The sequence below is a fragment of the Flavobacterium psychrolimnae genome, assembly GCF_003312425.1.
In the GTDB taxonomy this organism is placed as follows: Bacteria; Bacteroidota; Bacteroidia; order Flavobacteriales; family Flavobacteriaceae; genus Flavobacterium; species Flavobacterium psychrolimnae.
The window spans coordinates 1-24,825 of record NZ_QNUX01000009.1 but is presented as its reverse complement, the minus strand read 5'-3'; the positions used below and the strand labels follow the sequence as shown (position 1 = coordinate 24,825).

At 33.1% G+C, this 24,825-nt stretch carries 21 protein-coding genes and 1 tRNA gene; 8 read left to right on the top strand and 14 right to left on the bottom strand.

Annotation, left to right across the window (positions count from 1 at the left end; translation table 11 throughout):
- Nucleotides 1–221: 221 nt before the first annotated feature.
- The 4 genes from DR980_RS10345 to DR980_RS10330 all read right to left on the bottom strand — a co-directional run bounded on the left by DR980_RS10345 (nucleotide 222) and on the right by DR980_RS10330 (nucleotide 6,980).
- Nucleotides 222–1,070, bottom strand: coding sequence for a class I SAM-dependent methyltransferase (locus DR980_RS10345; RefSeq protein WP_113635788.1), 849 nt, complete (start codon nucleotides 1,068–1,070; stop codon nucleotides 222–224).
- 178 nt (nucleotides 1,071–1,248) lie between these two features.
- Nucleotides 1,249–3,120 carry a tRNA uridine-5-carboxymethylaminomethyl(34) synthesis enzyme MnmG gene (gene mnmG, locus DR980_RS10340; protein ID WP_113635787.1) on the bottom strand — a complete coding sequence of 624 codons (1,872 nt, stop codon included), beginning with the start codon at nucleotides 3,118–3,120 and terminating at the stop codon, nucleotides 1,249–1,251.
- 141 nt (nucleotides 3,121–3,261) lie between these two features.
- Nucleotides 3,262–3,681: an rRNA maturation RNase YbeY gene (gene ybeY / locus DR980_RS10335; RefSeq protein WP_113635785.1), complete on the bottom strand. Its 420-nt coding sequence runs from the start codon at nucleotides 3,679–3,681 to the stop codon at nucleotides 3,262–3,264.
- Nucleotides 3,678–6,980: a DUF4175 family protein gene (locus DR980_RS10330; RefSeq protein ID WP_113635783.1), complete on the bottom strand. Its 3,303-nt coding sequence runs from the start codon at nucleotides 6,978–6,980 to the stop codon at nucleotides 3,678–3,680. Before DR980_RS10330 ends, ybeY begins: the two co-directional genes overlap by 4 nt.
- Before the next feature lie 153 nt (nucleotides 6,981–7,133).
- Here DR980_RS10330 and gltX point away from each other — a divergent pair, with 153 nt between their 5' ends.
- Nucleotides 7,134–8,639 (top strand): glutamate--tRNA ligase, encoded by a 1,506-nt coding sequence (gene gltX, locus DR980_RS10325; protein WP_113635781.1) that lies wholly within the window; start codon nucleotides 7,134–7,136, stop codon nucleotides 8,637–8,639.
- 94 nt (nucleotides 8,640–8,733) lie between these two features.
- Here the strand turns inward: gltX and DR980_RS10320 are convergent, their stop codons facing one another.
- Nucleotides 8,734–9,375: a porin family protein gene (locus tag DR980_RS10320; protein ID WP_113635779.1), complete on the bottom strand. Its 642-nt coding sequence runs from the start codon at nucleotides 9,373–9,375 to the stop codon at nucleotides 8,734–8,736.
- Between the two features lie 78 nt (nucleotides 9,376–9,453).
- Here DR980_RS10320 and DR980_RS10315 point away from each other — a divergent pair, with 78 nt between their 5' ends.
- Nucleotides 9,454–10,434: an SPFH domain-containing protein gene (locus tag DR980_RS10315; RefSeq protein WP_113635777.1), complete on the top strand. Its 981-nt coding sequence runs from the start codon at nucleotides 9,454–9,456 to the stop codon at nucleotides 10,432–10,434.
- A 25-nt stretch (nucleotides 10,435–10,459) separates the two neighbouring features.
- On the opposite strand, the gene DR980_RS10310 is transcribed toward DR980_RS10315, so the two are convergent.
- The 4 genes from DR980_RS10310 to DR980_RS10295 form a co-directional block, all read right to left on the bottom strand.
- A complete protein-coding gene (locus DR980_RS10310; RefSeq protein WP_113635775.1) occupies nucleotides 10,460–10,732 on the bottom strand; it encodes a DUF6327 family protein in 273 nt (90 codons plus the stop codon).
- A 3-nt stretch (nucleotides 10,733–10,735) separates the two neighbouring features.
- Nucleotides 10,736–11,086: a competence protein gene (locus DR980_RS10305; protein ID WP_113635773.1), complete on the bottom strand. Its 351-nt coding sequence runs from the start codon at nucleotides 11,084–11,086 to the stop codon at nucleotides 10,736–10,738.
- 39 nt (nucleotides 11,087–11,125) lie between these two features.
- The gene (locus tag DR980_RS10300; protein WP_113635771.1) at nucleotides 11,126–11,455 is read right to left on the bottom strand and encodes a YtxH domain-containing protein; all 330 of its coding nucleotides are present in this window, start codon (nucleotides 11,453–11,455) and stop codon (nucleotides 11,126–11,128) included.
- A 303-nt stretch (nucleotides 11,456–11,758) separates the two neighbouring features.
- Nucleotides 11,759–13,861, bottom strand: a complete 2,103-nt coding sequence (locus DR980_RS10295) for a glutamine--tRNA ligase/YqeY domain fusion protein (protein ID WP_113635769.1) — start codon at nucleotides 13,859–13,861, stop codon at nucleotides 11,759–11,761.
- A 124-nt stretch (nucleotides 13,862–13,985) separates the two neighbouring features.
- On the opposite strand from DR980_RS10295, the gene folB reads away from it, so the two are divergent.
- Entirely contained in the window at nucleotides 13,986–14,345 is a 360-nt protein-coding gene (gene folB, locus DR980_RS10290) for a dihydroneopterin aldolase (protein WP_113635766.1), read from the top strand.
- An 82-nt stretch (nucleotides 14,346–14,427) separates the two neighbouring features.
- Nucleotides 14,428–14,498, top strand: a tRNA-Cys gene (locus DR980_RS16355).
- A 432-nt stretch (nucleotides 14,499–14,930) separates the two neighbouring features.
- On the opposite strand, the gene DR980_RS10285 is transcribed toward DR980_RS16355, so the two are convergent.
- From DR980_RS10285 to rnr, 3 genes are read right to left on the bottom strand one after another with little or no spacing between them, the layout of a single operon-like run.
- On the bottom strand, nucleotides 14,931–15,608 hold the full coding sequence (locus DR980_RS10285) for a LysE family translocator (RefSeq protein WP_113635764.1): 678 nt from the start codon (nucleotides 15,606–15,608) through the stop codon (nucleotides 14,931–14,933).
- Nucleotides 15,609–15,649: 41 nt separating this feature from the next.
- Nucleotides 15,650–16,318: a head GIN domain-containing protein gene (locus tag DR980_RS10280; RefSeq protein ID WP_113635763.1), complete on the bottom strand. Its 669-nt coding sequence runs from the start codon at nucleotides 16,316–16,318 to the stop codon at nucleotides 15,650–15,652.
- A 6-nt stretch (nucleotides 16,319–16,324) separates the two neighbouring features.
- Nucleotides 16,325–18,514, bottom strand: coding sequence for a ribonuclease R (gene rnr, locus DR980_RS10275; protein WP_113635761.1), 2,190 nt, complete (start codon nucleotides 18,512–18,514; stop codon nucleotides 16,325–16,327).
- A gap of 119 nt (nucleotides 18,515–18,633) precedes the next feature.
- On the opposite strand from rnr, the gene DR980_RS10270 reads away from it, so the two are divergent.
- From DR980_RS10270 to DR980_RS10255, 3 genes are all read left to right on the top strand, one after another.
- Nucleotides 18,634–18,867 carry a DUF2007 domain-containing protein gene (locus DR980_RS10270; RefSeq protein WP_113635759.1) on the top strand — a complete coding sequence of 78 codons (234 nt, stop codon included), beginning with the start codon at nucleotides 18,634–18,636 and terminating at the stop codon, nucleotides 18,865–18,867.
- A 741-nt stretch (nucleotides 18,868–19,608) separates the two neighbouring features.
- The gene (rpiB, locus tag DR980_RS10260; RefSeq protein ID WP_113635755.1) at nucleotides 19,609–20,037 is read left to right on the top strand and encodes a ribose 5-phosphate isomerase B; all 429 of its coding nucleotides are present in this window, start codon (nucleotides 19,609–19,611) and stop codon (nucleotides 20,035–20,037) included.
- 130 nt (nucleotides 20,038–20,167) lie between these two features.
- On the top strand, nucleotides 20,168–21,310 hold the full coding sequence (locus tag DR980_RS10255; protein ID WP_113635752.1) for an ATP-binding protein: 1,143 nt from the start codon (nucleotides 20,168–20,170) through the stop codon (nucleotides 21,308–21,310).
- On the opposite strand, the gene DR980_RS10250 is transcribed toward DR980_RS10255, so the two are convergent.
- Both DR980_RS10250 and DR980_RS10245 read right to left on the bottom strand, forming a co-directional pair.
- Complete coding sequence (locus DR980_RS10250) at nucleotides 21,289–21,558, bottom strand: DUF1294 domain-containing protein (protein ID WP_113635750.1); 270 nt, start codon at nucleotides 21,556–21,558, stop codon at nucleotides 21,289–21,291. The two genes, DR980_RS10255 and DR980_RS10250, sit on opposite strands and share 22 nt — an antisense overlap.
- A gap of 231 nt (nucleotides 21,559–21,789) precedes the next feature.
- Nucleotides 21,790–22,371 carry a hypothetical protein gene (locus tag DR980_RS10245; protein WP_113635747.1) on the bottom strand — a complete coding sequence of 194 codons (582 nt, stop codon included), beginning with the start codon at nucleotides 22,369–22,371 and terminating at the stop codon, nucleotides 21,790–21,792.
- Nucleotides 22,372–22,576: 205 nt separating this feature from the next.
- Between DR980_RS10245 and DR980_RS10240 the strand changes: the two genes are divergently transcribed.
- Nucleotides 22,577–24,700 (top strand): Tex family protein, encoded by a 2,124-nt coding sequence (locus DR980_RS10240; protein WP_113635745.1) that lies wholly within the window; start codon nucleotides 22,577–22,579, stop codon nucleotides 24,698–24,700.
- The last annotated feature ends 125 nt before the right edge of the window (nucleotides 24,701–24,825 follow it).

The window sequence follows — 24,825 nt, the reverse complement described above, 5'->3', positions numbered from 1 at the left end:
TATTGGTGACAAAAATATAAAAAAATAGATAGCATTGACATAAAGTTTAAAAAATGCTACTTTTTTATGATATAGGATTTTATTATTATGATTAATGAATGTATAATTTATGACTATTATAAACGGTCTTCATATCTTTTAATTAAGAGGATTAGTTTTAAAATCTAATGATCACCCTCGAATTAACCAAAAAATATCCTTAAATGCGCTTAAAATGAATTTTAGTTGTTTTTTAGGATGTAAATGTGTGAAGAATACTCGAAATTCTTCTTCGCTTTCCAATTTGATTGCAATCCGACAAAAAAGGCTTTAACATAATTCATTTTACCTGTTTTGTATTTTTCAGAAAGCAAGCTCACGTAAAAAGAGTCGAATTTCATAGGAAGTACTTTTACCAATTTCATTTCTTCTTTTTCGAAAAGCATTTTTATTGCCGTTTTAGAAAAATGCCAAAAATGAATTGGCACATCATAAGCGGCCCAAAACTTTCCGTAATGTTTTGCGTCGAAAGATTTGAAATTTGGAACAGCAACAATTAAAGTTCCGTTTGGTTTTAGTAATCGTTTCAATTCTTTGATTTGGTTTTCCAAATCTGGAACGTGTTCCAAAACATGCCACATCGAAATCACATCAAAAGACTGATTCTCTAATTCACTTGTTTCCCCAACAAATGAAACACCTTTCTTTTTTGCAATCGCTTTTGCTTTTTCGCTTGGCTCCACTCCTATCGTATGCCAACCGTTTTCTTTGGCCACAGATAAAAAATCTCCTGTCCCAGCACCAATGTCTAAAATGCTTCCTTTATTGGGTTGCAACGAATTGATTAAATTCAATTTGTTTTTAAGCGCAATGGTTTTTACAAAATGATATGCTTTTTCAAATAAAGACCTTTTGCTATCCGTGTGAGAAATGTAATCCACGCTTTCGTAATACTTTCCTAAATTTTCTAAACTGGGTTGCGGAGTTGTAATCAGCATATCTAATTTCTCATCATGATATAAATCAAAAATTTCCTGAGAAACAGAATAATCTTTAACGGTTAAAAAAGGCTGTTGGTTTGAAATGTCCATTTTTAGTTTTCAGTGGTCAGTTTTCAGTACTCAGTTTAATACGATTCCTGAAAATTATTTTAATAAATTATTTAATAGTTTCACGTGGAACAATTTTTACTATTCAGTGTTTATTGGCAGTATTAATTAAAGGACGCAGATCAAACTGACGACTGTATACTGATTACTGAACACTTTCTCATCGTCCCATATAGATCAGCAACACCGAAACATCACTTGGCGAAACACCACTGATTCTTGATGCTTGAGAAATAGTTACAGGACGAATCTTACTCAATTTCTGTTTAGCCTCAATTGACATTGATTTGATTTTTTCATAATCAAAATTCTCCGGAATTTTCACATCTTCTAATCGAAGTAACTTATCAGCATTGTTTCTTTCTTTTTCTATGTAACCAGAATACTTCACTTGGATTTCGGCTTGTTCCAAAATTTCTTGGTCCAAATCATTTTCTGCAATATAAGCTGCAACCTTATCAAATTTCATGATGTCTTCTAAATCAATTTGCGGACGAGAAAACACTTTGAACATTTTATCTCCTTGTGTAATCAGCGCCGTATCTTTTGATTCTAAAATAGGATTTGCTTCCGCAACCGAAACACTCGTTTCTTTGAAGAAAGCCACCATTTTTTCAGATTCATTTAGTTTGTGTTCCATTCTGCGCAAACGCGCTTCTGAAGCCAAACCTATTTCATGTGACATTGGCGTTAATCTGAAATCAGCATTATCCTGACGCAACAAGGTTCTGTATTCTGCACGAGAAGTAAACATTCTGTATGGCTCTTCAGTTCCTTTCGTGATTAAATCATCAATTAAAACACCAATATACGCTTCGTCTCTTTTTAAAATTAACGGCGCTTTTTCATGCACTTTTAAATGCGCATTTATTCCAGCCATCAATCCTTGAGAAGCAGCTTCTTCATATCCGGTAGTTCCGTTTATTTGTCCAGCGAAATACAAACCTTCAATAAGCTTTGTTTCCAATGTATGTTTTAATTGTGTCGGAGGGAAATAATCATACTCGATTGCATAACCCGGGCGAAAGAATTTTACTTTCTCAAATCCCACAACGGAACTCAACGCTTTAAATTGAATATCTTCAGGAAGCGAAGTAGAAAATCCATTTACATAAACCTCGCACGTATTCCATCCTTCTGGCTCCACAAATAATTGGTGTCTTTCTTTATCAGCAAAACGATTAATTTTGTCTTCAATGGAAGGACAATATCTTGGTCCAAGACTTTTTATTCTTCCGTTAAACATCGGTGAACGATCAAAACCTTCTCTCAAAATATCGTGAACATCCAGAGACGTATACGTCATGTGACAAGATCTCTGATGAATCAACGGAGAAGTTACATCTGAATAGGAGAACTTATCCGGTTTAGCATCTCCTTTCTCCTCATTCATTTTCGAGTAATCCAAAGAACGTCCATCGACTCTGGGCGGTGTTCCCGTTTTCATACGACCCGATTCAAAACCTGCAGCAACTAAATCTTCTGTGATTCCATGTGCAGCACTCTCGCCTGCTCTTCCTCCACCAAATTGTTTCTCGCCAATATGAATCAAACCATTCAGAAAAGTTCCATTGGTCAACACAACCGATTTAGAACGAATCTCCACTCCAAGCGAAGTTCGAATTCCTTTTATTTTTCCGTTTTCAATAATCAAACCTTTAACCATTTCTTGATAAAAATCAAGATTTGGAGTTCCTTCTAACATCATTCTCCACTCCTCAGCAAAACGCATACGATCACTTTGAACACGCGGCGACCACATTGCAGGACCTTTGGATTTGTTCAACATCTTAAACTGGATTGCAGTTCTGTCCGAAACAATTCCCGAGTATCCTCCAAGCGCATCAATCTCACGCACAATTTGTCCTTTGGCAATTCCACCCATCGCTGGATTACATGACATCTGGGCAATGTTCTGCAAGCTCATTGTAACCAACAAGGTTTTTGAACCCAAATTTGCGGCAGCGGCAGCAGCTTCTGAACCCGCATGACCTGCACCCACAACGATTACATCATATTCATTTAGAAACATCTTCTTTTATAATTTAATCCTTGTTCAGGATTGTAATTTTGAAATCTATATTTTGTTCCACGTGAAACATTATAAACGTGTTTTCAAACCAATACTAAATGTTCCACGTGAAACACTTTAGATTTAAAAACAAAAACAGTACTATTGTTCCACGTGAAACATAGCGATTTTTTCATCTTCTTTAGAACGCATTAAAAGTTCTTCTGCCTCACATTTGTCTTTATAACCGCAGTAGTGTAAAATTCCATGAACTAACACGCGCTTTAATTCTTCCTCAAAGGAAAAATTAAAGTCAGCAGCATTGTCTTTTACTCTTTCGATAGAAACAAAAATATCTCCGTGCAATTCATTACCCATAGAATAATCAAAGCTGATGATGTCTGTTAATGTATCATGGTCGAGATACTCAACATTGATTTTGTGCAGATATTCATCATCACAAAAGATGTAATTTATCTCTCCTTCTTTCTTGTTTTCCGACGTAATGACATTTCCCAACCAAGCTGCAATAGCTTCTTCGTTATCTAAATTAAAGTCGGTTTCGTAATTAAAATTGATCATTTTTTATTAAAATATTCTTGAACCTTTTGATTAAAATTCGAGCGCAAAGGTAAGGATTGTCTATTTAATATTTCTATGCTATTCAAATAATCTAATAAAGCAGCTGGCAGTGCATTAGATTGATTATTAAACTCCTTTTTATTGGTTTCAGATTGGCGTTTATTTTCCTCTCCTTGTTGCTGAATGGCAGAATTCAATTTCAATAATTCCTGTTTTACATTCAGAATCTTTTGAAGTGTTTCGTTCTTAAAGCCTTTGTTCAGTAATTGCTTTTCAATTTGCTTCATCTGTTCCAAAGCGCTTTGTCCACTACCTCCCAATCCTTGTTTATTCAATTCGTTTTGCAATGCTTCGCGCAATTGCTTTTGCTCTTTATATATTTCCATTATAGCTTGTGCATCGCCTTCTCCACCCTCGCCTTCTTGACCAGATTCGCCAGGTTTTCCTTGTTTGCCGTTTTGTCCTTTTTGACCGTCACCAGGCTTCTCTCCTTTCTTAATTCCGTCTTTCATTTTCTCTCCAAGACCTTCTTGCTTTTTAATAATATCCGGCAATTGCATTCCTTGTCCTTGTCCTGGCTTCGGTTTCCCAGAACCCATTCCTGACATCTCCATTTGCATATTGTTAAGCATATCACTTAGAAAATCTGCAAGTTTATTAGCCGCAGAAACAGTATATTGTTGATGCGACAAACCTTTTGGAACTTGAGCATCTGTTAAACTTGACAAAGACTTATCTACGTTGTAAACTACATTGCCAATTTCTTTAGTAATATCCTCCGCAATTTTAGGATTGCGCAACGACATCGCAAACAAACTATCATCAACATGCTTGAACTGTTGTTTTAAATCCTGTTGGACTTTGATGTTTTTATTGAACGCCGGAGATCCTGATTTATGCTTTTTAAATCGGTTCATCAAGTCTTCTTGGGATAAAGAAAATGCTAATAGATTGTCCAAGATTTGTCTTAACATGGCAACATCTTCCTCCACCTGTTCCATCTCACCTAGCTCCAAAGTTTGTGCCATTTTTTGCGCCATCTCTTTCATTTTTTTAGATGCGTTTTTTTGATTTGGTTTGGCTTTGTCCTTTTTGTCTTTCTTCAATTCCTCAGAAGCTTTCTTTAAATCTTCATCAATACTTTTTTCTTTAGCATCGTCTTTAGGTAAGTCAATAGGTGATTTCAATTCCTTATTTTCTTTTTCCAAATCATTCAAATCATCTTGGATTTTATCAAACTCAGCATTGATGTCTTCTTGTTTATCCAGATTATTTTCCTTTTCATCATCCGATAATTTATCTTGTTTCTCAGAAAGCTTGTCCAATTTGTCTCCTAATTGTTCTGCTTTCTTTTCGACATAAAACCTCTTTGTCAACTCTACCAATTGTTCTAAATTCTTAGTTTGGTTTTTACTGTTTTGTTTAAATTTATCCAACTTAGTCAACAACTCTTCATTCTGAATTTTATCGTTCAGTTCATTCAATTCATCCAAAAGCTTCTGGTTATTTTCCAATTCCTTTTCGGCTTTGTCCATTCGTTTTTGAAGCTCTTCTTTCAACTCATACTTTTTATCGGTTTTGAATTGCTCCAAATTATCGTTCATTTTTTTAGTGAATTCTTTCATCATCTCATCCTGTTTCATTTGACGCTTTATGAAATCATTTACTTTTTGCTGATCTTTGAAATCCAAATTTTCTTTCTCTTTTCCCGTTTTTTGCAACTTCTCCATTTCAGAAATTTGCTTGTCCTGGTTTTTTAAAGACTTCTCTAAACTGTTGATGTTATCATTTTGCTGTTGCAAAATTTGATCTTCCTTTTCTTCATTTGTGGAAACACGATTCGAGAAAACGGAAGACTTTGTACTTTTGAAATTGTGAATGGCATCGTTATCAAAAACTTCAAAATAATAATCATAAGACACTCCTTGCTCCACCGGAAGATTACTTGGAAACGAAAATACGAATTGGTCAAAAGCACTTTTCTTAATAGCAATTGTTCCACGTTTGGCAGTATGTGGCTTCTCTCTTTCGTAATAAACAATCTGAAGTTTAGACAAACCATAATCATCTGAGATTTGACCTAAAACATAGTTCTTAGCCACCTTCAAACTGTCTGGTGCATTGTTCACATTAATTGTTGGGAACTGATCTTTGACAATTGTGAGCTGATAATTGAGTTTTTCATAGTTTTTTACCTTCTCATTTGAAGTAAAAATTTGATAATCTGTGTTTTGAACTATATTTTTTGATAAAACAAAGGTGTTTTCTGTTTTCGAAAAACTAGCTTTCGAGATTCCATCCATCCACACTACATTTTGTGTGGCTTGTGTGTTCATTTTCCAAGTTACACTTGTTCCTTCCGGAATAACCGCATTTCCTGTTCCTTTGATTGTTTCTGGTTTTTTATTCAAATACGAAGGAAAGTTCAACTGCATTTCAAAATTAGCTATCGAAGGAACAGTTATAACTTTCAATTCATAATCCGGAGAAGAAATGGCATTTCCCTCCACGTGGAACAAAACATTTTCTGAAGGCTTCGCCATCTTAAATTGAAATTCACCTGCTTTAGATGATTCCATAAAATAACTTTCATCGTCAATAAAAATCATCGCATTCTCAGGAACTACTTTTCCTTCAGTTTTAATTCGAAGTATAAAATCTTTTCCTTGTTCGGTTTGTAAATTCGAATTAAGAACCACAAATTTAAAAGGAGCTGGCGGCAGAAAAGCCGAATTGAAATGCACTACTCTATTCAAACTTTGAGAAATCATGCTGCTGTTACCCGAGAAATAAAAGAAAGCAAATAATAATATTGGAATTAAAGCCAAAGGAAAATACTTTCTGTTTCGGTTGTAATTAATGGCATTCCCAAAAGGAATTGGTTGCAACGCATTCGCTTTTTGTTCAATCGATGCGGCCAATAATTCCGATTTGATTTGATGTTCATTCGGATTTGATAATTGCAAAAAGTTAGTCAGCTTGTCGCTCACTTCTGTAAAATGATTTCCAATAATTGTAGAAGCTTGATTATAATCGATTCCTTTTTGAAGTTTGAATAATTTAAAAATTGGAAACAAAATAAAACGAAACAACAAAAAGACTTCTACTCCAACGAAAGTCCAAAATAAAATGGTTCTTCCCATTGGCTTGAGCCAAAGAAAATATTCAACAAAAAGCGTAAAAAAGAAATACAACAATCCTAAACCGATAAAGAAAATAGTTCCCCGAATCAATTCGTTGGTGTAAAACTTTCTGATGAAAGCTTCTAATTTTTGATAAATAGATTGCTGAGTTTCCAAAATTTATGCTTTGTTTTTTGTAACCAATAAAAGTAACAATTTATATGAATAAAGAGATGTTAAAAAACATCAAACTCATTAATCTTAAATTATCTCATTTTCAGATAATAACATGAGAAATCGAATTTGTATCTTCGCAAAAAATTTACAGCAATGTCTAAACAAGTTCGGGTGCGTTTTGCACCAAGTCCAACTGGACCTTTACATATTGGCGGAGTTCGTACCGCATTATTCAATTATTTGTTTGCCAAAAAAAACAATGGCGTATTCTTCCTGAGAATTGAAGATACGGATCAAAACCGTTTTGTTCCCGCTGCCGAAGAATATATCATGGAAGCGCTGGAATGGTTAGGAATTGCACCAGATGAGACCATTGGTAAAAATGAAAAATTTGGTCCATACCGTCAAAGCGAAAGAAAAGATTTGTACCAACAATATGCTGCTGAATTAATCAATTCCGGGAATGCGTATTATGCTTTTGATACAGCAGAAGCTTTGGATACAGCAAGAAAACTAGAAGAAGAACAAGGAAAAACCTTTATATACAATCATACCAACAGAGAAAAACTGGACACTTCGTTAGTGATTTCTGCAGACGAAACTGCTAAAAGAATTGCTGCTGGAGAACATTATGTCATCCGTTTTAAAACTCCGGTAAACGAAACCTTGCATTTGCATGACATTATTCGTGGTGATGTGAAATTTGAAACGAATCTTTTAGACGATAAAGTATTGTTTAAAAGTGACGGAATGCCAACCTATCATTTGGCTAATATTGTGGATGATCATTTAATGGAAACGTCTCACGTAATTCGTGGTGAGGAATGGTTGCCATCAATGCCTTTACACGTTTTATTGTACCGCGCATTTGGTTGGGAAGCGCCGGAATTTGCACATTTACCATTGATTATGAAACCTATTGGTAACGGAAAATTATCCAAACGTGACGGTGACAAGATGGGATTTCCTGTATTTCCATTGGATTGGCAAACCGCAGAAGGCGTTTCATCAGGTTACAGAGAAAAAGGATTTTTCCCGGAAGCAGTAATCAACTTTTTAGCATTATTAGGTTGGAATGACGGAACCGATAAAGAATTATTCTCGCTGGAAGAATTAGTTGCAGCATTTGACTTAAACAGAGTTCATAAAGCTGGAGCTAAATTTGATCCGGAAAAAAACAAATGGTTCAATCACCAGTATTTAATCAAGCAAGAAGATGCAACTTTGGCGAAAGCCTATGCTCCTATTTTGGCTGAAAAAGGGTTTTCTGTAGCTGATACTGTTCTAACAAAAGTGGTTTCTTTAATTAAAGAACGCGCGCATTTTGTTTCTGAATTTTGGGAAATGAGTGATTTCTTTTTTGTGGCTCCAAAAGTGTATGATGAAAAAGCAAGCAAAAACTGGAAGGAAGAAACTCCGGCATTAATGCAGGAATTAATTTCTGTTGTGGAAGAAATTACCGATTTCACTTCTATGAATATTGAAACGATTGTCAAAGACTGGATGACGAAAAATGAAATTGGAATGGGAAAAGTAATGCAACCATTTCGTTTGAGTTTGGTTGGAGCGCTGAAAGGTCCTCACCTATTTGATATCGTTGAAGTAATTGGAAAAGACGAAACTATTCAAAGAATTCAAAAAGCAATAGCGACTTTGTAGCTTTTAAAGACAAAGTTCTCCAATAAAGGCTCAAAGTTCACTAGGTTTATTTAGTGAACTTTGAGCCTTCTACTTTATATTCTTATGTGATTAGTTACAAATAAATAATCAAATTCCCATTAAGTATTCCTGGATTTCCCTTGAAATTAACTCCTAAATTCTTGTTGTTTAAGTTTTCGAACATGTTATTGACTCCATATTGATAGGAAACATTAGCTCTGAAATGACGAACACCAAAAGTGATTCCAACTGTTGGATAAAAATTAAAATTTGAAATCTCCCTAATATCTTTGGCTAACAACGTTGTACCGGAAATGACATTGTTCTCCTCTTTGTTTTCTAAATTTAACTTCCCATTTACTTGAACAATGGGTCCAAACTCAATACTCAAATGACTTTCGATAATTTTTAAACTTGCTAGTAGCGAAATTTGGGCGGAAGCCAATTTATAATTTACATCTTCTTTTGCCAAGGTCAAACTATTTGTTGCAACAGAAAAATTGTTTTCACTAAACTGAACTGCATAAACCATATCCCAATTATTATAGAAATTTCCCCGCATGGAAAGTCCTGCATTCCAACCTAATTCTGGTTTTGTTTGGAAATTATTCGTGTTTAAGGTAAATTGATTGACACCAAAACTGATTCCAATTCTATTTGAGTCTCTGTATTTATATTGGGAAAAGGCTGTTATTGAAATGAAAATAAAAACTAAACTAAGTGATATTTTTCTCATATTATTGGAATTTACAAAGACAAACCTAAAGTTTTTTTGTAAATTGTGAGATAATTTTTAACTAAAAATAAAAACATTATGAACATTGCTTTAATTATCCTACTGGTCTTTGGGTTTTTCATTTTACTTTCTTCATTTTTTACAGTCAAACAGCAAACCGCTGTTGTTGTAGAGCGATTCGGAAAATTTTTAAGTATCAGACAATCCGGTTTGCATTTGAAAATTCCATTAATTGACAGAATTGCAGGTCGTGTGAATCTAAAAATTCAACAATTAGATGTTATCATTGAAACAAAAACCAAAGACAACGTTTTTGTGAAGCTAAAAGTTTCGGTTCAGTTTATGGTTATCAAAGAGACTGTTTATGATGCTTTTTACAAACTGGAATATCCACACGATCAAATTACTTCTTATGTATTTGATGTCGTTCGTGCTGAAGTTCCAAAACTAAAACTGGATGATGTTTTTGAAAGAAAAGATGATATTGCCATTGCTGTAAAAAGAGAATTGAACGAAGCCATGACTACTTATGGTTACACAATCATCAATACTTTGGTAACAGATATCGATCCGGATATTCAAGTTAAAAATGCCATGAACAGAATAAATGCTGCCGACAGAGAAAAAACGGTTGCTGAATTTGAAGCAGAAGCATCCAGAATTAGAATTGTAGCTAAAGCAGAAGCAGAAGCAGAAAGTAAGCGTTTACAAGGACAAGGTATTGCGAACCAAAGAAGAGAAATTGCAAAAGGTTTGGTAGAAAGTGTAGATGTTTTGAACAGAGTTGGAATCAATTCACAGGAAGCTTCAGCATTGATTGTAGTAACCCAACATTATGATACGCTGCAAGCTATTGGTGCTGATGCCAATTCAAATTTGATTTTATTACCAAATTCTCCACAAGCCGGAAGTGACATGCTTAATAACATGATTGCTTCGTTCAGCGCTTCTAATCAAGTAGGAGAATTGATGAAAAAGAGAAGTGAAAGAGGGAATTCTAGAAGGGAAAATGCGGTCGAATTACCTGATGCACCAGAAACTCCTGATACGGAAGAATAAATACTTAAATCATAAAAAAAGAGGCTTAAACGCCTCTTTTTCTTTTTGCAAACCAATTTTTTATAAACGGAATTGCTTTATTGAGTATAAATGGTGCTGCCGTTGAAACGATTGCTCCATAAGGAATAACAGAACTATACGATCCTATTAAATCGCTTACAATGTTTTGAGGTGTAAAACTTTCTTTAGTTTTCTTTACACCAAAAACCAATTTTTGATAACTGAGTTCTTTTTCAATCTTTAAAATTTCAAGTTCTCTGTCGATTTGAGCGTAAGAAGAATATTTTTTGGTTTCCATAAATTAGTCGTTAAAAAATATTTCTGAAAATTTCTCTAATATTGGTCCTTCTACAATTTTATCTTTTATTAAAAATAATAGACTGGTTATCAATAAATATATCCCTCCTATTATTAAAAATCCCAATGGATAATTATCTAAATATTTACCAATTGCCATTGCTCCTGCTATAGAACAAAACAGTAAAACCATACTAAAACACAAAAAAATCAATGTGAACTTAAGAATCATGGTCGTCGATTTCATTGCTACTTTGAAACCCCATAATTTATAATAAGCCACATTGCTCTGGATATACCCTTGTATTTGTTCCTGAATATCCTCCGTATTTTCTTTTAATTCTTCAAAAGCCATGTATTTAGTTTTAAGATTTGTTAGATCGATGAATCAAGACTATTTCTGAAGCTTTGCATTTTGTCGTTTTAACTCCGCTAGTTTTTCTTCTAAAAAAGAAATTACTTCTTCGGTTTTATGACTCATATTTGAAACCAAATCTTCATAAGTTTCTTCTAAGTCAAATTTAGCAGTTGTTAATTTGTCAGTCAATTGTAAAGATACCGTATCAAATTTACTCTGAAGATCATTTTTAGCATCGTCAAAACCATCTTTCAATTTACCTCTGGTTTTTGACCCTTTATCTGGTGCATACAAAATTCCTAATCCAGCTCCAATTGCTACTCCTGCTAAAACAGCCAATAATGTATTCCCTGTAGTATTCGACATAATTCTAAATTTTAAGAGTTTGTTTTATAAAGTTACACAATTATTAACAACATCCCGTTAACAACTCGTTAAAGTGTATTTATATAAGACAAAAAGCAAATAAAAGCGCGCTGTTAAGCGATTATTTGAAATTTATACTGACTGTTATTTATTCCGAAAAACATCTTAAAAAACGATTTATAGAGGCTGTTTTTAATCAGATAAAAATATCAAAATAAATATTTCGATAAGAAATTACAATAATAAAAAAAGCCCTCTAAAAAGAGAGCTTTAAATTGATAAAATCTATTTTGAAAATAGATCTTATATTTTTAAGTCATTTAATAATTGTAACACTTTTTCGTTTTTCTCATTTGTTTTTAATTCTGAGAGCTGTGTTTGAAAAAGATTAAAATTACTCAAATCATTTTGTAAATTTTCAATTGCTAAAATTCGAACAGCAGCCATTTGACTTTTTAATGACATGGTGTAAAATTTAGTCAAAGATTCTTCTTCAATATCTTTTACCTGTACTTTATCAGAATGATGTAAAATCAAATTTGAAAACAATAACGAGTTATTATCATTCTTGATATTTTTGACAATAGTCTGAATAATTAAACTGTAATTATCAATACTTTTTATATTTTCAACAATGCTGTTTAGAATCAAATTGGCATTGTTTTCGTCCTTTTCTTTTACATATTTATTGATTTCTTTTTGAGTGTTCATCAATAAATTTTCTTCTTTTTTGCCTTTTTCTTCCCAAGCATCTTTTAATCCAACGGTTTTATTAAAGACAATTTTGCCTTCAGCCGTATCTTTATCCACATTGAAATAACCCAAACGTTGAAACTGGAATTTCTCTCCAGATTGAACCATTGCCAAACTTGGTTCTACAAATCCTTTTACAATTTGTAATGAACTTGGATTCATAAATTCTAAGAAATTTTTTTCTTTATGACTGTCTGGCGCTTCATCAATAAACAAGCGATCGTAGAGACGAACCTCTGTTTCTAAAGCATGTTGTATCGAAACCCAATGCAATGTTCCGGCCACTTTCCTTTGACTGGCTTCGCTCCCACTTCCACTTCTGCTGTCTTCATCATACGTTACATGAATCTCCGTAATGTTCCCGGCTGCATCTTTTATAACACTTTCTCCTTTAATGATGTAAGCATTTTTTAGACGTACTTCTCTTCCTAAACTCAATCGAAAAAATTTAGCCGGAGCATCATCTAAAAAGTCTTCTCTTTCAATAAATAATTCTCTAGAAAAAGGAACTTTTCTAAATCCTGCGCTTTCGTCTTCCTGATTATTTTCGGCTTCTAACCATTCTTCTTTATCTTCCGGATAATTCGTGATTACCAATTTTATTGGATCTAAAACAGCCATTACTCTAGGAGCCGATTTATTCAAATCTTCGCGCAAGCAAAATTCCAAAAGTGAAAAATCAATTATATTTTCTCTTTTGGCAACTCCAATAATATCACAAAATTTACGAATAGAATTGGCTGTATAACCTCTTCTTCTCAATCCTGAAATTGTAGGCATTCTTGGATCATCCCACCCATTTACTATGTTTTCCTGTACCAATTGCAACAGTTTTCGCTTGCTCATTACAGTGTAATTCAAGTTCAAACGGGCGAATTCATATTGATGTGGTTTTACTTTCGAGTCATCATAAATTTGGTCCAAAAACCAGTTGTATAATTCTCTGTGCATAACAAATTCCAATGTACAAATAGAATGTGAAATTTGCTCTATATAATCACTTTCTCCATGTGCAAAATCATACATTGGATATATTTTCCAATCGTTTCCAGTTCTGTGATGATGGCGGTGTAAAACACGATACATCAATGGATCACGCATCAACATATTAGTCGAAGTCATATCAATTTTGGCACGCAAAACATGGCTTCCTTCTTCAAAATCTCCATTTTTCATTCCTTCAAACAAAGTCAAATTTTCTTCAACAGAACGGTTTCTATAAGGTCCATCAACTCCTGGTTGTGTTGGTGTTCCTTTTTGTGACGCCATATCTTCTGATGATTGACTGTCAATATAAGCCTTACCATTTTTAATCATTTTTACAGCCCAATCGTACAATTGCTGGAAGTAATCAGATGCATAGCGTTCTTCGGCCCAATTGAAACCCAACCATTGCAAATCTTCTTTTATGGCATCTACATATTCTTGCTCTTCTTTGGCAGGATTTGTATCGTCAAAACGCAAATTAACTGGCGCATTGTACTTTAAGCCTAATCCAAAATTCAAGCAAATTGATTTGGCATGGCCAATATGCAAATAACCATTAGGTTCTGGTGGAAAACGGAAACGTAATTTATCTTGAGGAAAACCGTTTGATAAACTGTCTTCAATGATTTGTTCTATAAAATGGAGTGATTTTTCTTCAGTTGACATTTTTTTGTTTTATTTTAGCAAAGGTAAAAAAGTTTAAGGTTTAATGTTTAATGTTTCCATAGAAACCTATGAAAAGTTAGCAATTCCGCTTTAAACTTTACACTTTAAACAAAAAAATAAAATAATGGGAATCATAAAACTTAAAAATATCAGAACCTACTCCTACCACGGTTGTTTAATCGAAGAAGGAAAAATTGGGTCTGACTATACCGTAAATTTAGAAGTGAAGACTGATTTGAGAAAATCCAGTATAACGGATAATTTGAAAGATACTGTTGATTACGTGCTCTTGAATCGTATTGTTGTAGAGGAAATGGCGATTCGTTCTGACTTATTAGAACATGTGGCACACCGTATTTTGACGAGAATATTTGAAGAAATTCCTGAGATATCCAGAATTATTGTAGCGGTTTCTAAACTCAATCCTCCTATTGGCGGTGATGTTGAAGCAGTTACTATTGAATTAGAAGAATACAGAAGTTAATTTAAAATATTTTTTAAAACTTTTAAACTTTAATCTTTTAAACATTAAACTTTTTAAGTACTTTTGCCATCCGTTTAACCATGGCGTCGTGGCCGAGCGGCTAGGCTGGGCTCTGCAAAAGCTCCTACTCCGGTTCGAATCCGGACGATGCCTCTAAAACCTTCAAAGTAATTTGGAGGTTTTTTTAATGTCTAATTTTTAGAAAAAATTAAATAAAGTTATGGTTCGAATCCGGATAATATTCTAAAACCTTCAAAGTAATTTGGAGGTTTTTTTTATGTCAAATTTTTAGGAAAAATTAAGTAATTATAGGGTTCGAATCCGTCCAGAAGCTTCGGGAGATACCTCTAAAACCTTCAAAGTAATTTGGAGGTTTTTTTATGTCTAATTTTTAAGAAAAATCAAAAAGTTTCTAATTTAAACCATTTAGAAATTAAGAAAAATTAAGTGTTAAGCCTTAATGAAACTTAATTTCTTAATGGTTTAAAAAAAACTTAAATGACTTATATGTTTAAAATAAAAAAAGCCCTGATTCTAAATTAATTAGAGTCAAGGCTTTTACTATTTTATAAAAATTATTATCTATTAATTATCTATTTTATCAAATGCTTTTTTAACCATTTCTTTTTCTTCCGGGAACCAACCTTGAGTGATTAGAACCATCCCAAAAACCATCATTACAATACTGATTCCTTTTTTAATTTTTAGAATATTTACTGGTGTTAGTTTTGTTTTTAACTGCTTCGCTAAAAGAATTTTGATACAATCTACAAACAAATAAGTTCCAATAACTGCAATAAAAAAAGTAATCATTCTAGGTGTTTGCATTTCTAATTTTGGTCCAACAGAAATAATGATTGCCAGCCAAAAACCCAGTACGCCAATATTAATAATATTCAACAAAAAACCTTTTATGAAAAGGCTTATATAATTTTTTTTGACAATTTCTTTGTCAATAATATCCGTATTTATTTTCTGTTCTTTTTTTAATTGTATGAACGAAATTATACCATAAGCCAACATCAATACTCCACCAAAAATGAAAAGAGCCGGTTGATCTTTTAAACTTTGAATCAATCGGTAGCTTCCTAAATACGCAATTCCTATAAAAACAATATCCCCTAAAATCACTCCTAAATCAAATACTAAAGCCGCTCTAAATCCTTTTATAATACTTGTTTCCAGTAAAATAAAAAAAACAGGACCAATCATAAAACTCAAGAAAATTCCCCAAGGAATGCCAGCTAAAATGTCGTTTATCATTAAAAATTTAAATTTATTACGCTAAAATCTAAACCAAAGTACTAATTTTTTTCTAAAATCGTACCGCCAATGAACACTTCCTTGTTAATCTGTTTTGGTTTACCGTAGATAAATATAGAGCCACCAGCACGAACTTTTGCATCAACTAATGTAGAAGCATGAATTTCAGATTTTCCGCCAGCAGCAACGCTTATTGTAGTTTGTGAAGTCTCTAAATCCTTAGCATTTAAAATTCCGCCCGATGTAATTACAACATCTTGATTTTTCGCTTTTCCTGATAAAGTAACTATTCCACCAGCATTCGCTTTAATGTTTACTTTGTCAACATCTATTTCTAATTTTATTTCTCCTCCAGATTTTGCATTCAAATCTAAGCTTGTTTGTTTAAAATCTTTTTCGCTTGAAACATAACTCCCCTCACTAACTGCAATGCTTTCCAGGTTTTTAAAATATAATTTAACAATAATATCATCTCCAGATAATAATTGAGGAAATGGCATTCTGATTTTTAATTCTCCATTTTTATTCACCGTTTCCACTTCGTCAGCGCGTGCTCCGGTTACTACAATTTTGTTTTCTGAAGCTTCAATTAATTTGACATTGATTTTATCAAAAACTTTAACTTCATCAAAATCTCCTAAGTTTCTGGTTACTTGAGCGTTTGTAAATTGACTTAAAAATACAAAAGCAATAATCACTAATTTTTTCATTTTTTTTTATTTTAACGGTTCTTCAATTCTTCTTAAAAAATTAAAATCCAGTTGTTTTTTAACTAAATCGGCATTTTTTACTTTAACGTAAATTTCATCTCCTAATTGTAATAATTTTCCAGAAGTTGCGCCGGTTAGTGCATATTGTTTTTCGTCAAAGGTGTAATAATCGTCTTTTATATCTCTGATTCTACACATTCCTTCACATTTATTCTCGATGATTTCAACATAAATTCCCCATTCTGTCACACCGGAAATTACGCCTAAAAACTCCTCATCCTGATGATCCTGCATGTATTTTACCTGCATGTATTTGATAGAATCACGTTCCGCATTGGTTGCTAAACCTTCCATGGTTGACGAATGCAAACATTTTGTTTCATACGTTTCTTCATCAACAGATTTTCCTCCATCCAGATAATGTTGCAACAATCGATGCACCATGACATCCGGATAACGACGAATTGGCGATGTAAAATGCGAATAATAATCAAAAGCTAAACCGTAATGTCCTATGTTATCCGTAGAATATTTAGCTTTACTCATACTTCTTATCGCAAGCGTATCAATTAAATTCTGTTCTTTTTTACCATTTACATCTTCCATTAATTTATTCAAAGCTTGTGAAATAGAACCTTGTTTAAAATCAATTTTATGTCCAAACTTGGCAATAACAGCTTGCATCGCAAAAAGTTTATCCTCATTTGGCTCATCGTGAATTCTGTAAATGAAAGTCTTTTTTTGTTTTCCAATATATTCCGCTACTTTTCTATTGGCTAAAAGCATGAATTCTTCAATCAGATGATTCGCATCTTTTGAAACTTTAAAATAAACTCCTTGAGGTTCGCCGGCTTCATCTAAATTGAACTTCACCTCTACTTTATCAAAAGAAATCGCTCCTTCAGCCATTCTTCTTTTTCTAAGAATTTTAGCTAACTCATCCATTTTTAGCGTCGCAGCAACAATTGCTGCTGAAACTTGATACGAACTTCCTGTAATCGAAATTTCTTCCGGAATCAAATCGTCTTTGGTTTCTATGATGTACTGCGCTTCTTCGTAAGCAAAACGCTGATCTGAATAAATTACTGTTCTTCCAAACCATTGATTCACTACTTGAGAGGTTTCTGTGATTTCGAATATGGCCGAAAACGTATATTTTTCTTCATTTGGACGTAACGAACACGCAAAATTGGATAATACTTCGGGTAACATTGGCACTACTCGATCCACTAAATAAACGGATGTTGCTCTTTGATACGCTTCATCATCCAGGATTGTTCCTTCTTGAAGATAATGCGATACATCGGCAATGTGAATACCAATTTCGTAATTACCATTTTCTAGTTTCTTGAATGAAAGTGCATCATCAAAATCCTTCGCATCTTTTGGATCAATGGTAAAAGTCAGCGTATCACGCATATCGCGACGTTTGGCAATTTCACTTTCTTCTATCGAAGTATCAATTTTTTGTGCAAACGTTTCCACTTCAATAGGAAACTCTGACGGCAAACCGTATTCAGCAAGAATTGCATGGATTTCTGTATCGTGCTCTCCAGGTTTCCCTAAAACTTTTATTACAGAACCAAAAGGACTGTCAGCTCTGGCTGGCCAATCTTCGATATGAACCAAAACTACATCGCCTTGCTCCGCCTCGCCTATTTTATCCTTTGGAATAAAAATATCAGTGTACATTTTTGGATTTGCGGTAGAAACAAAAGCAAAATTAGCTTGAATGTCAATAACACCAACAAAATCAGTTTTATGTCTTTCAAGGACTTCAATTACTTCACCTTCTGGTCTTTTTCCTTTTCTACGATTGTAAACATAAACCTTGACAATGTCTTTGTCTAAAGCGTGGTTTAAGTTATTTGTAGGAATAAAGACATCTTCTTCCATATCAGGACAAACAAAATAAGCTGTTTTACGTCCTGTCATGTCAATCTTACCTTCGTAATATTCTTTACTTTCAGCTTTCACTAAGTATTTACCTGGTTCTGACTCTATAATTTTATTTTGCGAAGCCAGAATCTTCAAATCTTTGATAATTTGATTTCTGCTTTCGGTATCGTCAAGCTCTAGCTTTGCTCCTATTTGTTTGTAGTTGAATGCTTTATTAGCACTTTGCGATAATATTTTTATAATTTTTTCAGAGAAATCTTTCCCTTTTTTTATCGGCTTTCTTAATCTTTTACTCATAAATCTGTTCTTAAAAGTCTAAAATTACAAAATACTAAACTGTTATCAGTACAGAGTGCACAGTTTTAAAGAAAATATAACTTTACAGAATAGTTGTATCTTTATAAAAAGTATCAAAAATGGAAGAATTTCAAACCATTGCAATTTTCAATTATTCCCATGAAATTGTAGTAATAAAGCATTTGCTGGAGCAAGAAGAGATTAACTATTTTTTTGAAAACGAAACGTTGGTTTCCATCGATCCTTTTGGCAGTTTCGCATACGGTGGAATCAAACTCAAAATTCATTTCAACGATTTTGAAAAAGTTCAGGAACTATTAGACAACTTGAACAACAAATTGAAAATCGTTTGAAACTGAAATCAATCTAAAATGAATTTTTTGACTTTGAATTTTTTGAAAGTTGTCAACATATATTTAAATAAACAAAAAGAAAATTTAAATTTAAAATCTTTCCTGGTTGTTATTATAGCTTGTTAATAGTGGCAATAAATTTATTTTAAAATGCATTGAAATCAAGTTTTAGGATGTTATTGGGAGTTATCAACATACTTATTTTAGGATAAAGTATTAGTTTTAAAGTGTTTTTAGATTTTAATTAACAATGGTTGATAACAGAAAAACTATTGGTTTTGTAAATAACTCACACTACCGTTTTTTGTTGATAACCTACTTTTTAATATTGATAACTATTCTAAAAATTCCTCAAACTAAATTAGGATTTAAAAACTGGGTTTTGGATTACTTTTTTTTTCGATACAACCAAAAAATAGTTCTTATTTTCTATCCAAAGTTATGAACATAGTGTGTTAATTTAAAGTTAACTGAATATCAAGCAATTCCGTTTTGCTATTAACAATGCAATTTTTTAACATTTATAATATAAATTTTTCATTGATTTACAGCTAATTATACATTTAAAAGAATTGTTGATAACTGCTAAATAAATCATAATCTGATAGTTACAAAACTAAATATTGAATGTAATTTTGATGCTGAATTTGAAGTGAAATTATCAAATAAAGAAGTCTTATTTAATTCATTCAGTATAGATACTTTATTTAAATTTGCACCACACAACTTAATACATATTATATGAAAATCTCCATAGGAAACGATCACGCAGGACCGGATTACAAAAAAGCAATTGTTGAAATGTTGCAAGCAAAAGGATATGAAGTAACGAATTACGGAACCGATTCAGCAGAAAGCGTGGATTATCCTGATTTTGGACATCCTGTTGCCACAGATGTTTCTGAAGGTAAAGCTGATTTTGGAATTGTTATTTGCGGAAGCGGAAACGGAATTTCAATGACGGTGAATAAACAATCTAAAGTTCGCGCTGCTTTATGCTGGATGAAAGAAATTGCAGTTTTGGCCCGTCAGCATAATGATGCGAACATTATTAGTATTCCTGCGCGTTTTACTTCGATTCCACAAGCAGTAGAAATGGTAGAAGCATTTTTAAACACTGAATTTGAAGGTGGAAGACACCAAAATAGAGTAGATAAAATTTCTTGTTAGAATTTTTTATTGACTGAATTTACATTAATTCAGTCAGTGTGTTGACTGAATTAATGTAAATTCAGTCAGTACGTTGACTGAATTACTATTTTTTGATTATATTTGGTTTGGGTTTTTTAAATCAAATAGCATGGAAAATTATTTAAAAAGAGCATTGTTTCAAGATTTTGGTAAAAAAGTACTTCCTAACAAAGTATTGATTTTACTTGGTGCTCGTCGTGTTGGAAAAACCGAATTACTAAAAAATTATCTTCAAACTATTCCTGATGGAAGTTATTTGCAACTAAACGGAGAAGATATTAATGATGCAAATTTACTCAAAGAACGTTCCGTTGCTAATTACAAGCGATTATTACACAATATTGACGTACTGGTTATAGATGAAGCTCAAACGGTTCCTGATATTGGACTTATTCTAAAATTAATTGTAGATTCTATTGAAGGAATAAAAATCATTGCTACAGGTTCTTCAATATTTGATTTAAACAACAATCTTGGCGAACCATTAGTAGGACGAAAAAACACTATGTACCTTTTTCCAATAGCACAAATGGAATATTCGCAATACGAAAATTACAAGCAAACTACAGAAAAATTAGAGGAGCGATTACTCTTTGGAAGTTATCCGGAACTGCTTCAATATCCTGATTGGGAGGAAAAAAAAGAGTATTTGTATGAAATCATCAACTCGTATTTATTAAAAGATATTTTAGTTTTTGAAGGTATAAAACATGCTGATAAAATATACGATTTACTACGTTTGATAGCGCATCAGTTAGGAAAAGAAGTTTCGTTGCAGGAATTGGCAAATCAATTACAAATGTCTAAAAACACTGTGGCAAATTATTTAGATTTACTTTCTAAAGTGTTTATTATTTTCAAAGTTGAAGGATTCAGTCGCAATCTTCGAAAAGAAATTGTTAAATCCAGTCGTTGGTATTTTTATGATAATGGCATCAGAAACGGTATTATTAATAATTTCAACCGTTTGGATTCCAGAACAGATGTAGGCGATTTATGGGAAAATTATTTGGCAGTAGAACGCGTTAAAAAACAAAATTACCTTAAAACAAAAACCAATAATTATTTCTGGCGCACTTATGATCAGCAAGAATTGGATTGGCTTGAAGAAAAAGGAGATGCACTTGCTGGGTTTGAGTTTAAGTGGAGTGAAACTAAAAAATCGAAAGTTCCTGCTGCTTTCGCAAAAGGGTATCCGGACGCTACTTTTGAAGTAATCAACAGGAGTAATTATTTAGATTTTATAACGTAGAAATACACTAAAAAAACTTGGAGTATACCAATTATAAAAAACTTCCATAAAAAAGACATTTTTGAAGTTTTATGGCGGAAAATAAGCATCGCTAATCCAGAACCAATTGTTCCGCCGATTGCACTTGAAAGTAATAAATTTCGTTCTGAAATGCGTCTTTTTTGCTGAATAGCCAGTCGTTTGTCTATTCCTATTATTGAAAAAGCAACTAAGTTAATAAGTGGAAAATACCAAAATAGAAAAGACATAAACAAGGGATTTTGATCCAAAGATAGCGCTTTAGCAAGAATAAATGGGAACAAAATTCAATGTTCTAAAATAGAATAATGTGCTTAAAAATATGAAGCATTGGGTGAAATTCATTTTTTTTAAAAGCATAGTAAGATAGTTTCACAAAACAGAAATTCCAATCCTGAAAATATAATTTTTAGAGATTGGAATTTCATTTTGAGATTAATTGGATTAAAAATTCTGAGGTACTATTCATCAAAATTTAAATTGGTAGGTTCTATAATTTTTTCTGATTTTTCAATTTTCTTTCCAGTTGTTTCCACGGAACTATCTACAATTTCGAAGCTCAAATTGTCAAACCAGATTTTTCCTGTTCCTCGCACTAATGCACCGTATGAAATTTTTGAAGCAGTTGCAGGAACATCTACTACAATTTCATACTTTTTCCAGTCATTTGTGCCAATTATAGGGCGGTCATTCATGTTATCAAACGAAAGTATTTGCTGGGAATTCGCTTTTTCAACTCGCAACCAAAAGCAAGCTTTACCGGCAACATCTTTTGTTTTTACATATCCGGAAAGTCGGATTCTTTTGCCTAGATATTTTTCGGCGGTAAAACTCTGCATAAGTGTACCAAATCCCGAAATATTAGGCATTATGGATTGAATAGTTGCGGCATTTTTCCCGTCGTAACCGGCTCCTTTTTCGACTCTCATATCATAACTGTTTGGATCACTTCCGGATTTAAACCAGCCAGATGGTAATTCAAATGATAAAAATGTTAACGCTAATCCAATTAGCAAAAAACGTTTAATAGTAGTAGTTTCCATATTTGTGAGGTATTAATTGTTTACTTACTTTTCATAGTTAGCAGGATTTTAATAACTGTAAATCAGGGACTTATAAAATTAGTTAAAAATTTAGTAATCACAACATTAAAATTTAATTATATTTTGAACAAGCTTAAAATTGGTTAAAAAACAATGTATTTTTGTTTTCCATTAAAATCTATACCCGCCTAATAAGGTCAGCATTATGACAAACATCGATTATATCAAAAAATATGTTGCTACTGCAGCTATAAACATTCAAAATACCGTTCAATTATTACAAGAGGACTGTACCATTCCATTTATTTCGCGATATCGGAAAGATAAAACCGGTAATTTGGACGAGGTTTTTATTGAGCAAATTGCCAAATTTCAGAAGGAATATGAAGTGATTGTAAAACGCAAAGAAGCGATTTTAAAATCGATTCAGGAACAAAATGCACTTAACCCGGAATTAGAGAAAAAAATCCAGCAAAGTTTCGATTTACAGGAATTGGAAGATTTTTATCTACCTTTTAAAAAGAAGAAAAAAACAAAAGCCGATACTGCGCGCGAAAATGGATTGGAGCCATTAGCTAAAATTATTATGGCGCAAAATAATGATGATGTCGATTTTATTTCGACAAAATATTTGAATGAAAATATCGTCAATGAAGATGCGGCTTTGCAAGGCGCCAGAGATATTATTGCCGAATGGATTAATGAAAATATTTATATTCGAAAGCAACTCCGACGATTGTACGAGCGCAAAGCAATCATTACCACCAAAGTTGTAAAAACAAAAAAAGACGACGAAGCAGCTCAGAAATTCAATCAATATTTCGATTGGTCAGAACCATTGACTAAAGCACCATCTCATCGATTATTAGCGATGCTTCGTGCCGAAAATGAAGGTTTTATCAAGTTTAAAGTAGAAGTTGATATTGATGAAGCCTATGATATTATTGATGCGTTAGTTTTAAAAGGTCAAAACAAAACTACGTCTCACGTACAATTAGCCATAGAGGACAGTTACAAACGATTACTGAATCCAGCCATTTCAAACGAAGCGTTGCAAGAAGCTAAAGCTAAGGCTGATGCCAATTCGATTCAGGTTTTTGCGAATAATTTGGGACAATTATTGTTGGCACCGCCTTTGGGTGAAAAACGAATTCTAGCCATTGATCCAGGTTTTAGAAGCGGATGTAAAATTGTATGCTTAGATGAAAAAGGAGATTTGTTGTACAACGAAACCATTTATCCGCATGCGCCTCAAAAAGAGGAAGCGATGGCGATGAAAAAAATTCGGTCGATGGTTAATTCCTATAAAATTGATGCAATTTCAATAGGAAACGGAACGGCTTCGAGAGAAACCGAATTCTTTATCAAGAAAATAGCTTTTGATAAGCCGGTTCAAGTCTTTATCGTTTCAGAGGCCGGAGCATCCGTGTATTCTGCTTCAAAAATTGCCAGAGACGAATTTCCTAATTATGATGTTACGGTTCGAGGTTCGGTTTCTATCGGAAGAAGATTATCAGATCCTTTGGCAGAATTGGTAAAAATTGACCCGAAAGCCATTGGCGTAGGCCAATACCAACATGACGTAGATCAAAATAAATTAAAAGAAGAATTAGACAATACAGTAATTCGTTGCGTGAATTCAGTTGGAATAAACATTAATACGGCGAGTAAACATTTACTGAGTTATGTGAGCGGAATAGGAGAGAAGCTGGCTGAAAATATTGTGAATTATCGTTCTGAAAACGGTCCATTTACAGATCGTAAACAACTCAAAAAAGTGCCTCGTTTAGGTGAAAAAGCGTACCAACAAGGCGTTGCTTTTATCCGGATTTCGAATGCAAAAAACCCGTTGGATAATTCAGCGGTTCATCCCGAAGCGTATGGAATTGTGGAGAAAATAGCCAAAGATTTGAAATTGACAGTGCATGATTTGATTGCCAACAAAGAAAAAACAGCTCTGATCAAACCGGAAAATTACATTACACCTGAAATAGGTTTATTGGGATTGAAAGACATTATAAAAGAACTTGAAAAACCAGGTTTAGACCCAAGAAAATCAGCTAAAGTTTTTGAATTTGACCCGAATGTAAAAACAATAAAAGATGTAAAAACAGGAATGGTTTTACCTGGAATTGTCAATAACATTACCAATTTTGGTTGTTTTGTGGATATTGGCGTAAAAGAAAGTGGCTTAGTTCACATTTCTCAACTCAAAGCAGATTTTGTGAGTGATGTGAATGAAGTAGTAAAATTGCACCAACACGTTCAGGTAAAAGTAACGGAAGTCGATGAGGACAGAAAGAGAATTCAGTTGACGATGATAATTTAAACCATAAAAAAAGGCTTTTCAAATTATAGACTGCCCCCAAAAGTTTAGACAAATTTATAATTAATTTTGATAATAATGAGCTCGATATTGTATCGGGCTCATTCCTTTTAAATTCAGTTTTATTC